At 37.8% G+C, this 13613-nt stretch carries 10 protein-coding genes and 1 riboswitch; of the genes, 7 read left to right on the forward strand and 3 right to left on the reverse strand.

The annotated features are described in order from the left end of the window. The first annotated feature begins 638 nt into the window (after nt 1-638). Nucleotides 639-716, forward strand: a riboswitch (ZMP/ZTP riboswitch). A 162-nt stretch (nt 717-878) separates the two neighbouring features. Continuing rightward, nucleotides 879-2054, forward strand: a complete 1176-nt coding sequence (locus OWO01_RS14115) for a phosphoglycerate dehydrogenase (RefSeq protein ID WP_268781110.1) — start codon at nt 879-881, stop codon at nt 2052-2054. Between the two features lie 111 nt (nt 2055-2165). On the opposite strand, the gene OWO01_RS14120 is transcribed toward OWO01_RS14115, so the two are convergent. Beyond that, on the reverse strand, nt 2166-2570 hold the full coding sequence (locus tag OWO01_RS14120; RefSeq protein WP_268781111.1) for a bactofilin family protein: 405 nt from the start codon (nt 2568-2570) through the stop codon (nt 2166-2168). A 29-nt stretch (nt 2571-2599) separates the two neighbouring features. After that, nucleotides 2600-3520, reverse strand: a complete 921-nt coding sequence (locus OWO01_RS14125; RefSeq protein ID WP_268781112.1) for a M23 family metallopeptidase — start codon at nt 3518-3520, stop codon at nt 2600-2602. A gap of 173 nt (nt 3521-3693) precedes the next feature. Between OWO01_RS14125 and OWO01_RS14130 the strand changes: the two genes are divergently transcribed. The 4 genes from OWO01_RS14130 to OWO01_RS14145 all read left to right on the forward strand — a co-directional run bounded on the left by OWO01_RS14130 (nt 3694) and on the right by OWO01_RS14145 (nt 7926). Beyond that, nucleotides 3694-4254, forward strand: coding sequence for a GNAT family N-acetyltransferase (locus tag OWO01_RS14130; protein ID WP_268781113.1), 561 nt, complete (start codon nt 3694-3696; stop codon nt 4252-4254). 45 nt (nt 4255-4299) lie between these two features. Next, nucleotides 4300-5232, forward strand: coding sequence for an alpha/beta hydrolase (locus OWO01_RS14135; protein WP_268781114.1), 933 nt, complete (start codon nt 4300-4302; stop codon nt 5230-5232). Nucleotides 5233-5370: 138 nt separating this feature from the next. After that, complete coding sequence (locus OWO01_RS14140) at nt 5371-6369, forward strand: cache domain-containing protein (protein WP_268781115.1); 999 nt, start codon at nt 5371-5373, stop codon at nt 6367-6369. Nucleotides 6370-6516: 147 nt separating this feature from the next. Then, nucleotides 6517-7926 (forward strand): sodium/glutamate symporter, encoded by a 1410-nt coding sequence (locus tag OWO01_RS14145; protein ID WP_268781116.1) that lies wholly within the window; start codon nt 6517-6519, stop codon nt 7924-7926. 142 nt (nt 7927-8068) lie between these two features. Here the strand turns inward: OWO01_RS14145 and OWO01_RS14150 are convergent, their stop codons facing one another. After that, nucleotides 8069-8776: an HAD family hydrolase gene (locus OWO01_RS14150; protein WP_268781117.1), complete on the reverse strand. Its 708-nt coding sequence runs from the start codon at nt 8774-8776 to the stop codon at nt 8069-8071. Between the two features lie 469 nt (nt 8777-9245). Between OWO01_RS14150 and serC the strand changes: the two genes are divergently transcribed. Both serC and OWO01_RS14160 read left to right on the forward strand, forming a co-directional pair. Continuing rightward, the gene (serC, locus tag OWO01_RS14155) at nt 9246-10334 is read left to right on the forward strand and encodes a 3-phosphoserine/phosphohydroxythreonine transaminase (protein ID WP_268781118.1); all 1089 of its coding nucleotides are present in this window, start codon (nt 9246-9248) and stop codon (nt 10332-10334) included. A 500-nt stretch (nt 10335-10834) separates the two neighbouring features. Next, entirely contained in the window at nt 10835-13408 is a 2574-nt protein-coding gene (locus OWO01_RS14160; RefSeq protein WP_268781119.1) for a LamG-like jellyroll fold domain-containing protein, read from the forward strand. The last annotated feature ends 205 nt before the right edge of the window (nt 13409-13613 follow it).

Below are 13613 nucleotides of genomic sequence, written 5' to 3' on the forward strand. Positions count from 1 at the left end.
CGGACAGAATTGAATAAAAGTAAGGCAAAGTTGTCCGAAATAGTGGTTGATAGTTTTAGGTGGATATACCAAGGGTTAAGAGCCTTCTTGGGCCAAGTGTTTGTCACTCCGAGATAAACGCTAAAACTAGCTATGGACGGCTGGGAAAAGCGCGAGCTGAAGATCCACTTCGTAAGTGTTAGTTGCTTTACTGAGTTAACTGAAGCCGTGGAACTGCGATTACTCGTCCCGTTGTAAATATTGGCCCACGGTAAAGAAGACACGACGATAGTAGTTGTGGGTCAATGTCGCACTTATACCCTTGTGGTGAGAGCGTAGTGTATTTCCATAGCGGTTCGTTTTTCTATCATCGTTTTACTTGTTGGAAAGTGTCACGCTATAGCGTGACATGACAAGCGTTCGCTTGTCACCACCACGCCCGCCTAGTTTTTTTGTATCTTATTCTTTGATGGATCAGATGATTTTTCCTGAATTTTTCAATAAAAAAACAAGTAAATTGAACTACAACTAATAATGTATTTAGCTTATGATATAATAGAAAATTGTGAATTGTTTCACTTTTGATATCATTTTCATCTAATAGATTAATATTCGTTATTGATGAGAGAAAGATAATTTGATAGAATGAAGGAAATAAAAAGGCTATATGTGACTGGCGAACGCGGATAACCGCGAGGGAGCATATAGTATCGGAGCCGTTCGCCTGGGCAGAGATAAGGAGATTTATGCACACCAATCTCCTTATCTCTTTCTATTTACAAGGGGGAGATGGGTGCGGAATAAATCAAAAAAATTCTGATTTTTGCAAAAAATAGCCGTTGAATATCCTTGTTAGAAGATTTTCACTAGAAAAATACAAATATAGAGGAGATAACAATATGGGGAAAACAATTAAAACACTAAATAATATTGCTCAAGTTGGATTGGATGTATTCAAGGATGACTATACTATTGATAATGATAGTGCAAATCCGGATGCAATTGTTCTACGTAGCTTTAATATGCATGCAGAGGAGTTCGGATCTGAACTGAAAGCGATTGGGCGCGCAGGAGTTGGGGTTAATAACATTCCTGTTGATAAGTGTTCAGAACAAGGAATTGTTGTATTCAATACTCCGGGAGCGAATGCAAATGCGGTAAAAGAACTTGTGATTACCTCCTTAATCGCTTCCTCTCGTAATTTGTTCGAAGGTGTACAGTGGGCAAATACGTTAAAAGGAAAAGGCGATGAAGTTGGAAAACTTGTTGAGGCTGGAAAGAAACAATTTGTTGGGAAAGAAATTAACAGAAAAACTCTAGGTGTAATTGGTTTAGGTGCGATTGGTGCACTGGTATCTAACGACGCGTTACGATTAGGTATGGATGTTATTGCTTATGATCCATTTGTTTCTGTGAATACGGCTTGGAGCTTATCTCGAAACGTTCAGAGAGCAGTATCAATGGAGCAATTGTTAGCTGAGTCTGATTATATAAGTGTGCATGTACCTTTAACAGAAGAAACAAAAGGATTGTTTAATAAAGATAGCTTCCAAAATATGAAGGAAGATGTTTACATCTTAAACTTTTCTAGAGGAGAATTGGTAAACGAAGATGATTTAGCCGATGCATTGGAAAGTGGGAAAGTAGGTAAGTATATTACCGATTTCCCAAGTGACAAAGTATTAAACATGGACAATGTTATCCCAATTCCGCACTTAGGTGCATCTACTGGCGAATCAGAAGAAAATTGTGCTGTAATGGCTGCTCGTCAACTAAAAGCATTCTTAGAAACGGGAAATATTAAAAATGCGGTGAATTTTCCAAATACATTTTTACCGTACTCAGGTAAGACACGTGTAACTGTGCTACACGAAAGTATTCCAAACATGGTAAGCCAGATCACAACAGCGATTTCTAGTTATGATTTAAACATCGCAGACATGGTGAATAGAAGTCACGAAGGTTTTGCTTATACGATGATTGATATTGAAGATAAAATAAATGGTGATGTTATTCCTAACTTAGAGGAAAAAATTAATTTGATCCAAGGTGTTATTCGAACAAGAATAATCTAATAATATATAATGGAAAAAAGGCATGGAGAATAAGTTCTCCATGCCTTTTTTATAGGAAAGTATATAAAATTTGGCTCTATCATTAACAGCATATCCAGTTGCAGGTTTTCTTTATTGTTCTACCTTTGTTGGTTCTGGCATATTTTGTTTCTTCTTTAAAGTTGATTTTTGTTGTTTTTGTTCAACGACACTAGTTCCGTTAAAAATACCGCCCTCATCAACGATAATACCATTTGACTTAGCACTACCAGATAAAGCCCCACTAGGTTGAATATGGATTTTCTCGGTTGTGTGTACATCACCTTTCACTTCTCCAGCAATGATTACGTTTTTCGCTTTCAAAGCAGGTTCAACAAAACCGCTTTTGCCAATATAAACATCACCCGTACAATCTATTTCTCCGTAAACTTTTCCATCGACGCGTAAGCTAGTAGGTAATTTGATTTTCCCTTCAATAATCGTTTCTTCCCCAATAATTGTGTCGATCGTTTTTTCCATCTTGGTTGATTTTTTCATCATTTTTCCCCTTCTTTGTTCCGTTATTGTTAGTGATCAAAAAGATTTAAGTAGATCTTTGGATCAACAGGTTCACCATTCTTAATAACTTCATAATGGAGATGTGGTCCCGTACTACGTCCCGTACTCCCGATAGCTCCAATTTCCTCTCCTTTGGTTACTTGATCACCATTGGCTACATCTATTCTAGACAGATGTGCGTATAATGTCTGGTACGTATCGTTATGTCGAATAATGATCGTTTCCCCATAATTTCCATAGTAATTTGCTCGAATGACAATCCCGTCTCCTGCTGCATAGACAGGTGTACCTGTTGCGCCTCTAACATCAATGCCTGAATGGAAAGAAGAGTTTGATGAGAATGGATCACTCCGGAGGCCGAAGTCTGAGGTGATTGTATTTGGCACTGTTGGCCATGCAGTTGGAATATGTCGAATGTTTTCATTCACTTGATTAATGTTTGCTAACGTTTTTTGATAACTTTCAAGCCAAACAGTGGAATCAGTTAGAGAAAACGACCCATCCGCATTTTCAATTACTTCCGATTCATCGACTGGAATTTCAACACCACCTAAAGCTTCTTCAGGTAATTCTACAATGTATTCCTGAATTTGTGATTCTAGCTGATTTAATTCCTCAAGCGTTTCTTGAACTTGAACTCTCTCAGACTCTAGTTCTTCAATTTGAATGCGTAGGTTTTCTGTCAGAGAATTTTTATCTTCTAATTTAGTAAGAAGTTGTTGTTTTTCTACTAGTTGCTGTTGGCTTATCGTTTCTTGTTGGCTATTAAGCATGATAAAATAACCAAGAAGAGCAATGGGAATCAATGCAAAAAGGGACCCAAATAAGATAACTAGTTTTGGGATGCGAAGACGAGTTATCATTTTATTTGCATCGTTTGATAGAATGGTAAATGTAAGTATCTTGAATTTTGGTTTTTTTAATTGCAATTGATTTCACTCCTTGTTCAACATAATCTACCAATCTTCATGGAATAGATAGTAAATATATCATATTTTTAACACATATTCTAACGATAATAAATGCTGCTTTATAAATCAATAGTTTTTATGTTACAAATATATTACATATCGTGGTATGAACAAAAAGGAGAAGTTAATAAATGATAAAATTAGACTACTTTAAAGAATCGGATTTTGCTACTTTAGTAGAATGGAATGAAAATACCTCACCAGAGTTTCTTATGCAATGGGCAGGCCCGGAGTTTACCTATCCATTGACCGAAGAACAATTAGTGAACTACATTAAAGGGGTTAACCATCCAGGGGCGAATCGGTATCTTTATCAAGCGGTGGATGAAGATTCAGGTCAAGTCATTGGACACTTGGCAATTGTAAACATTGATTATGAGCAGAACAGTGCTCGCATTGCTAAAGTGATCGTAGGTAATCCAGAGGCGCGAGGAAAAGGTTATGGGAAACAAATGATTTCGCTAGCTTTGAAGATCTGTTTCGAGGAATTACAAATGCATCGTGTGACACTCGGTGTATTTGATTTCAATCAAGGTGCTCTAAACTGTTATCAACAAGTTGGTTTTAAGATCGAAGGCTTACTAAGGGATTGCAGGAAAATGGGAGATAGTTATTGGAGTTTATATGAAATGAGTATGTTAGAAAATGAATGGAAAAGTAACATTCGATTGAATGAACATAAGGAAAGTTAAAGCATAATGTTAATTTGTTAATAGAATGAAAAAGGAGGACAGGGGATGATTGGCTATCTAATTATTGGTCTTTTCCTATTTGTCTTAATTTGTGCTAGTTTCTATTTTTACCATACGGCTGTTGCTCGTGGGAAAAAGCATTTTATTGCAGATGACCCGGATCTACAAATAGATCCTGAGATTGGTATTCGTTCGGATCAAGATAAACAATGGTGGAAGAATCAAAGTTTCTACCATTGGAAAATGAGTTCTAGAGATAAATTACGCCTCTTTGCTTATTTTCTTCCTGCCAAAAAGCCGACAAAGAATACGGTGATTCTTGCTCATGGATATTCCGGAGATGCGTTCATTATGAGTGAATTTGCGAGACTGTATCATGAAAAGTACAACATGAATATTCTTCTTCCAGATGCAAGAGGACATGGGAAAAGTGAAGGGCATTATATTGGGTTTGGCTGGAATGAGCGGTTAGATTATTTGGATTGGATTCAACAAGTGCTAACGCAATTAGGTGCTGATTCTACCATCTTGTTGCATGGTGTGTCAATGGGGGCAGCTACTGTGATGATGACAAGTGGAGAAGAGTTACCTAGTCAAGTAAAAGCAATTGTTGCTGATTGTGGTTATACTTCGGTGAAAGATGAATTGAGCTATCAGTTGAAACGCATGTATCACTTACCGGCATTCCCCATTTTAACGTTGACAAGTGGTTTAACAAAAATCCGAGCCGGCTACACATTTTCTGAAGCTTCGGCGTTGAGGCAAGTGGAAAAAGCCAATGTCCCTATTTTATTTGTTCATGGGGAAGAAGATGCTTTTGTACCGACAAATATGGTATATCAACTGTATGAAGCTTGTCAGAGTGAAAAAGCATTGCTTATCGTACCAAAAGCAGGACATGGTTTAGCACATCGAACAGATCCAGCTGGTTATCAAGAGAAACTAACACAATTTATCGATCGTTATATGAGTAGATAGTGAATGGAATCTATTACCCCTGTTGAACGTTCAGATGATTGAGATAGTTTTCAGATTTGTCAAAATATAATCATAATTAGTAGAGAAAAAAGTGGTATACTGTAGAAAAAAGTAGTCTAGTAGAAGGAGTTGCTATAGGTGGAAAAGCTTGCCGAAAAAGAATTAAATGTTTCCCTGTTAATGAGTGAATTAAAACAAGACAATCATGAAATGCAACAAGTAATGAAGAAAATTCAAGACATCTCGAGAAAATCGAATATTCTGGCCTTGAATTCCGGAATTGAAGCAGCTAGAGCTGGGGAAGCAGGGCGTGGTTTTGCAGTAGTAGCCAACGAGATAAAAAGTTTTTCCTCAGAAAGTTTTAGTGCGAGCAAAGAAAGCGAAGAACTTATCGGAAAAATTCAGACAAAAGCTAATGAGATTATTTCAGTTCGAACTGTCGATATTGCTTTTGATACCATCGATAAAATTGATCGTAATCTTTTCGAAAGGAACTGTGATGTACAAGCTTGGGCAACATTTGATGCGGTAAAACAATCTCTGATTAATCCTAATCCAGAAACGAAACAAGATGCAGAGAAATTATTAAAGAATATTTATGATATTTATGAAGTGTATTATGATTTTCTCATTGTGGATACAAACGGAAAAATTGTTGTTTCTGCTCAAAATGAGGATCAAGTCGGTAAGGATATGGCGAACCGCAAATGGTTCCGAGAAACGATAGAAACAAACAGCGTCTACGTGACGGATATGTATTATTCAGAAGTTGTTGATGGCTATACAATGGGATACTCTAGTCCTATACATAATGATGAAGGTGAATTAATTGGTGTATTTACAACCCGCTTCAATTGGGAGTTTATTTATGACATTATCGAAAGTGTCAAACTTGGAGACCAGAGTATGCTGTACTTAGTTAATCAAGAAGGTTTTGTGATCGCCTCAACGGATCGCAAAGGAACACTTGAAAAAAATCTAAATCATTTAGAAGCAGTTCAAAAAGTATTGGGAAATGAAGAAACAAGAGGCTTTACCGTTGAAGAAGATCACATTTATGCCTACTGTTTAACGAAAGGGTATAATGCGTATAAAGGTAAAGGTTGGTTCGTCGTTGTTGCTGAACCAGTGCAGTAACGGTTTTCTTTTTGATTACATTTCATATGAATAAAGGTAAACAGTGATATAAAAATCCTGTTTACCTTTTTGTTTTGTGAAATGTTTTAGAAACGAAGGAAGTGGTAAATACAAAATGGATATAGCTAGTGGGAAGGAGTGTATATTTTGACAGCAGATGTGGTTGGTTTTGCGTTTATCGTCATTGGATTGTTTTTACTGATTGGAAAATTATTTCGTATTCATATGAAATGGTTACAAGATCTATTTTTACCAAGTTCTATTATTGCAGGTTTTATTGCTTTACTTGTTGGACCAGAAATATTGGGGAGGTTGACCCAGCGTTTTCTAGGTGAGGATGCAATTTTTTATCAAGGACTGATTCCCTCTTACATTTTTGATGTTTGGGATACGCTTCCTGGTCTTTTCATTAACGTGGTGTTTGCCGCTTTGTTTTTAGGCAAAGTTGTTCCGGGTTTAAAGAAAATCTGGTTAATTGCTGGTCCCCAGGTAATTATGGGTCAGACCGTTTCTTGGGGGCAATATGTGTTAGGGATTACCCTCACATTACTTGTCTTGACACCTGTCTTTGATATGAATCCGCTCACGGGTGCCTTAATTGAAATTAGTTTTGTGGGTGGGCATGGTACAGCAGCGGGTTTATCAGGTACTTTCCAAGAATTAAACTTTGCAGAAGGAGCGGACTTAGCGATTGGTTTAGCAACGATCGGTATTGTTTCCGGTGTAATTATTGGGATCATTCTCATTAATTGGGGCGCAAGAACTGGCAAAGCCAAATTTGTCACCTCACAAAATCAATTAACGGAAGAGGAAAAAGAACATCTGGGGGAGCTAGATGATCGGGAGGAACCGTCAAAAGCAAAACATGTTTCTTCAATGGAGCCAATGGCTTTTCATTTAGCTATCGTAGGTGCAGCAATTGGTTTAGGTTATGTATTTCAACAATTACTAATCTATTTAGAAGAAGTTACCTGGGGTGCATGGACGGGAACCTATCTTTTCCCCTACGTTCCATTATTTCCATTAGCAATGTTTGGCGGTATGATCATTCAGATTGCGTTTAGTAAATTGGGCATTAGTGATTATATTGACCGAGAGATGATTAATCGAATTTCAGGTTTTGCATTAGACGTTTTAATTGTTAGTGCACTCGCAACGTTGTCATTGTCAGTGATAGGTGATAACATTGTTCCATTCTTACTATTAGCTATTATTGCGATCATTTGGAATGTATTTGCCTTCCTTGTCTTAGCACCAAAAATGATTCCGAAATTCTGGTTTGAACGAGGAATTGGTGACATGGGTCAGGCAATGGGGATGACAGCAACAGGTCTCTTATTGATGAAGATTGCCGATCCAGACACGGAATCACCAGCACTCGAAGGATTTGGGTATAAACAATTACTTTTTGAACCATTAGTTGGTGGAGGGCTATTCACAGCCGCCTCCTTACCACTGATTTATCAATTTGGACCAGTACCAATCCTAATATTGTCTATTATCGTGACTGCATTCTTTTTACTGTTTGGTATTTTTTATTTTGGAAGAAAAAAATAATCAATCAAAACAGAGGAGCGTAAGATGCTACCTCTGTTTCTTTGTTGCAAGATAAGTAAGTTAAAAAATAGCTTAATGTTTTTAGGTGTTTTTCTTTATTAATTCGCTCGAGTTGTAACGTTATTAACGATGATTTGCACTATTATTTCATGTTATTTTTTAAAAAATTAAGCAGTTCAGATGGAGTGCTTGCTTCGAAGTCGGCTTTTACCTCATCATCTTCAGGTTTTCGTTTTCGATGGTTAAACCAAATTGCCTTCCACCCTACTTGTTTGGCACCAATAATATCGTTGACGAAAGCGTCACCTATATAAATCGTTTTGCTCGGGTCTAGCTGCAACTGTTCTTCAATAAAAAGGAAGGGCTCTTTTTTTGGTTTTGCGTAACCAATTGTTCCAGAGATGAAGAAATGTGATTCGGGAATCCATTTGGATAATCCCAGTTGTTTGATTTTCATCGTTTGATGTTCGGTTCCACCATTAGTTAATACGGCAAGCTGTTTGTTTTGCGCCTTTAAATAATCGAGTAATTGCTCTACCTCTTTAAATAGTGTTATTTCTTTTTGACGTGCTAAATAATTGGTTTGAAAAGCCACTGCTTCGTCATAGGTGATGGAAATGTTATAATCTCGACAAGCTTCTGTAATGCGATATGTTTGCAGTTTTAATGTAGAAATTTCCCCCGCCTGCTCTTGCTCGAATAAATCATCACTATGTTTTCGACTAGCTAAATAGAGTTGATTGACTTCATCTGTTGATAATGTAAGTTGGAATGTCTCTTCCAATGCTTTTTTAAATGGAAACTGTTGATCATACAACGTGTCATCGACATCAAAAATAATAGTTTTCACAAGTTATCCCCCAAATTTTTTTCTCTTTCTATTATCATATCACGCTAGAGTAGCGAATGGCATGAATGATTTTTCTACTAATAAAAATAGTTGCTTAAATTTTGAGAAAATTTAGAGTTGAAAGTAAATAGAAACATTGATAAAATGTTCACAATGATAAGTGATGATAACGTGTTGTTTTCTATTTTCTTCATGAGCAGTTAAGCTGAGGACAATCGTTCATAAAAGTAAGGAAACATTTCCTTATTTCTTTTTATCCCGGAGCAGCCGTCCGTAAGACTCCCACTTCAAAACAACGAGAAAAGCAAGTTGTTACAGTGGGAGTACCGGACGCTAGCACCCCGAATGGTTCAAGGGCCTTTAGGTCATCCTTTAGGACTAACAATCAGTGGGGGAATAACTAAAAACCCCTACTGATTAAAGTTTCACTTTATCGATCAATTAAAATAAATAGAATAGGTGTGATGACATGAGTAGAGTTTATAATTTTTCAGCAGGTCCATCCATGCTCCCTTTAACTGTCTTAGAAAAGGCGCAAAAAGAGTTAACGAGTTATCATGGATCCGGTATGTCTGTTATGGAGTTAAGTCACCGTTCCGGTTTGTTTACGGATATTATTACCGAGGCAGAACAACTGTTAAGAGAATTAATGCAAATACCGGATAACTATAAAGTGTTATTTATTCAAGGTGGTGCTTCACAACAATTTGCGATGGTTCCAATGAATTTGCTTGTACATAGTAAAAAAGCAGATTATATTCATACAGGATCTTGGTCGAAAAAGGCCATTCAAGAGGCGAAAAAATTTGGAGACATTCGTGTAGTTGCTTCTTCAGAGGATAAGAATTTCTCTTACATTCCTAAAGTAGATGCAAGCATGATAGATCCAGAGGCAGATTATGTTCATATTACAACCAACAATACGATTGAAGGAACTGTATATAATGAACTTCCTGACACTGGGAATGTTCCTTTAGTTGCTGACATGTCGTCCAATATATTATCTGAAGTAATTGATGTGTCGAAATTTGGTATTATTTATGCTGGTGCACAGAAAAACTTAGGACCAGCTGGATTAACTGTTGTCATCATACGTGATGATTTAATTGGAAATGCAACGGATACTTGTCCGACGATGCTTGATTATAAAACACACAGCGAAAGTGGCTCATTGTACAATACACCACCGACCTTCGCTGTTTATATGGCAAAACTTGTTTTTGAATGGATTAAGTCTCTAGGTGGCTTGAAAGAAATGGAAGAGATCAATCGAGAGAAAGCAAAAAAATTGTATGATTATATTGAAGCTTCTGATCTGTTTGTATCACCTATCAATCCAGCAGATCGATCGCTGATGAACATTCCGTTTGTAACGAAGGATTCTGACAAGGAAATAGAAGCGGCTTTCGTAAAAGAAGCACAAGCTGCTGGTCTAGAAACGCTAAAAGGTCACCGTTCTGTAGGGGGAATGCGAGCAAGCATCTACAACGCGATGCCAGTAGAAGGTGTCGATGCGTTAGTGGCATTTATGAAAGAATTTGAGGAGAAGCATAAATAGTGATAGATTTACCCGTGGTAGTTGAAGCGTTGGCTTATACTACCACGAAAAAGACAGATGGTCATTTAAGATCATCTGTTTTTTCGTATAAAATAGTATATGCATTTTCGCTCTATGCCGGTATTTTTAGCTGTTATACCTTTAAAATAGATGCAACAGAGTTCCTAGCACACCCAATCCTTTTGAAAAACAACAGGAAGCTATATTTTGAAAGGGACTGATGGTGACAAGAAACCGCATGTTGGAAAGCATCTGTCTGTAACTGGAGTGCTATGCAGACACTATGTGAAAGCCACGAAAGGACTGGGCGCTGTTTGCCCATAGAACGGATGTATTAAGCAACCCTTATATTGCTAAAACAGAAAAACTTATTGACAAGAATGAAGTTGATTTATAAAATGTAAGTACAAGTTGAAGTTGAAGAGCTCCATTTCGTTTAGCTCTTCGCTATTTTTTTTGACAAAAATGTATCCGCTTTCAAAATTAGAAGGGGTGAAAAGATGAAGAGAAAACAGGTAACCGTAATAGGATTATTAGTCATAGTAATTGCTGTTGTAGCTTTTGCTATCCTAGTTAGTAATGATGAACAAGATAGTGTGGATGAACGAGAAAATAATACCTCCGATCTATCACAAAATGAGAGAGAACAAAGGGACACACCGAGCTTTAGTAACGTCTCTGTACATGATCCATCAATTATTAAGGTGGACGATACATTCTACGTCTTTGGTACACATGTAGAGGCTGCAAGATCAACAGACTTAATGAATTGGACAAGATTTACAAATGGGTATACAACACCAAACAATACACTATTCGGTGATTTATCAGCAAACCTAGCTGAATCATTTGAATGGGCTGGGGAAAACGACGCAGATAGTTTTGGTGGCTTTGCTGTTTGGGCACCAGAGATTTTTTGGAATGAACATTATATCAATGAGGATGGATCAACTGGTGCGTATATGATGCATTATAGTGCATCTTCTACTTATATTCGCTCAGCAATTGGTTTTGCAGTATCGCAGGAGATTGAAGGTCCGTATGAATATGTAGATACAATAGTTTATTCAGGTTTCACAGAAAATGAAACTTATGATGAGAACAGTGATGTTAACAAACAATGGGAAAATACCCACTTACCTGAATTGATTGATCAGGGAATCATTAGTGGTGAAAATAACAGATGGTTCGATGCGGATGGTACTTATAACAATCGCGATTACCCGAATGCAATTGATGCAAATATCTTCTTTGATGAAGACGACCGTTTATGGATGACATACGGTTCTTGGTCTGGCGGCATTTTCTTATTAGAACTAGATAAAGAAACAGGAGAGGTATTGTATCCTGGTGAAGATGGGGAAACAGAGGATGGTAGAATGATAGATCGTTATTTTGGAACGAAAATATCTGGAGGGTACTGGAAGTCTGGAGAAGGTCCTTACGTACAATATAACCCGAACAATGGTTATTATTACTTGTATGTGACGTATGGTTGGTTAGAAGCGGATGGTGCTTATCATATGAGACAGTTCCGTTCGGAAAGTCCAGAGGGCCCATATGTTGATGCCGATGGACAACCAGCTGTGTTGCCAGGAGATGTGAGTAACGCACAGTTTGGTAACAAGTTAATGGGGAATTTCGTGTTTGACCGTCAATTAGGTGATCCTGGAATGGGTACGGGTGTTGGTTACATGTCACCGGGTCATAATTCCGTCTACTTCGATCCAGATACAGAGGAAGAATTCTTAGTTTTTCACGCACGGTTTCCGAATAGAGGAGAAGCACACGAGGTTCGTATACATCAGATGTTTATGAACCAAAATGGTTGGCCAGTAGTAGCGCCACATCGTTATTCAGGAGAGTCGTTAGATGATTCCATTCGTGTTGCAGATATCATTGGGGAATACAAATATATCAACCACGGAAAAGACAACAGTACAGAGTTAAAAGCTTCTCGTATTATCGAACTACATGAAGACGGAACACTGACAGGTGATGTTGATGGAACGTGGGAGCATGATGAGTATTTTGTTGAAATAACGATCAATAATATTACTTATTATGGTGTATTGGTTGAGGTTTGGGATCCTACTGTTGGAGATTATGTCCTTTCCTTCACTGCACTATCAGACCGAGGTGTTTCGATCTGGGGTACGCAAACGGGAGTATACGATCGAACAGAACAAGAGATTGTTGAAACCGTAGAAGATCAATTGAGAATCGGGAATACGAGTAATGTGGTTAGTAATTTAACGTTACCAACAACGGCTTCTCAAGGTACGGTTATTACGTGGGAATCTTCGGATGAGCGTATTATATCAGAAGATGGTTCTGTGACACGCCCAGTCGATGAAGAAGGCGAGGTTACAATCACGGCTACGATTACAAATGGAGATGCAACGGTAACGAAAGTATTTATGGTTCAAGTAATGCCTAGACGTGAAGTAGGATTAGTAGCCCATTTTGCTCTTGATGGAGATTTTTCTGATGAAACAGGAGGATTTCATGATGCGACGGTTACTGGAGATCGTATTGATAACCATGGTGGAAACATTACCTTTACAGAAGGTTTGAATGGACAAGCAGCAGTTTTTGATGGTCAGTCGGGAATTCGCTTACCAGAGGGTTTGATTGTTGGAGATTCCTATACTGTATCGTTGTGGGTAGCGCCTGAAGAGTTTACCCAGCACACAACAAGCTTCTTTGGAGCGATGAATCCAGATAGTTGGATTAGTATAGTCCCTTATGCACATAATAATGAAACGATAATTTGGTCAGGAAGTGAGGAGTGGTATGATGCCTCGGCTGGCTCACGAATACAAGCGAATGAATGGTCTCATTTAGCGTTCACTGTAGACGGTGATATCATAAGTGTATTCGTTAATGGAGAAGAGCAATTTGTGGGTGATGATTTCCCAGATCGCTTTACTTCAGGAGATGGCTACTTTGGTTTAGGTGTAAACCATTGGGATACACCATATCAAGGGTTAATAGATGACTTGTATATATACAATGGTGCTCTGTCTACACAAGAAGTAGCAGACAAATACAATCAGTTTGCGAATAATTAAGGTTATTTAAAGTAAGGTTAAATGGATGCAACAATTTTTCTATAACAGTAGGGTCTGATGGTTGCTTTCCCATAAGTAAAACGACAGATGGCCATTCATGGTCATCTGTCGTTTTACTTATGGGAAAGTGTCACACTATAGCGTGACAGGACAAGTGTTCGCTTGTCACCATCAGCTCCTTACAAACTATAGCTTCTTGTTGTTT

Origin of the sequence: Natronobacillus azotifigens (genome assembly GCF_026805325.1) — a bacterium.
Lineage (GTDB): Bacteria > Bacillota > Bacilli > Bacillales > Amphibacillaceae > Natronobacillus > Natronobacillus azotifigens.

Bases quoted from the DNA above. Each gene is read 5' to 3' on its own strand.
- OWO01_RS14115 (WP_268781110.1), top strand. From the start codon at position 879: ATGGGGAAAACAATTAAAACACTAAATAATATTGCTCAAGTTGGATTG.
- OWO01_RS14120 (WP_268781111.1), bottom strand. From the start codon at position 2,570: ATGAAAAAATCAACCAAGATGGAAAAAACGATCGACACAATTATTGGG.
- OWO01_RS14130 (WP_268781113.1), top strand. From the start codon at position 3,694: ATGATAAAATTAGACTACTTTAAAGAATCGGATTTTGCTACTTTAGTA.
- OWO01_RS14135 (WP_268781114.1), top strand. From the start codon at position 4,300: ATGATTGGCTATCTAATTATTGGTCTTTTCCTATTTGTCTTAATTTGT.
- serC (WP_268781118.1), top strand. From the start codon at position 9,246: ATGAGTAGAGTTTATAATTTTTCAGCAGGTCCATCCATGCTCCCTTTA.
- OWO01_RS14160 (WP_268781119.1), top strand. From the start codon at position 10,835: ATGAAGAGAAAACAGGTAACCGTAATAGGATTATTAGTCATAGTAATT.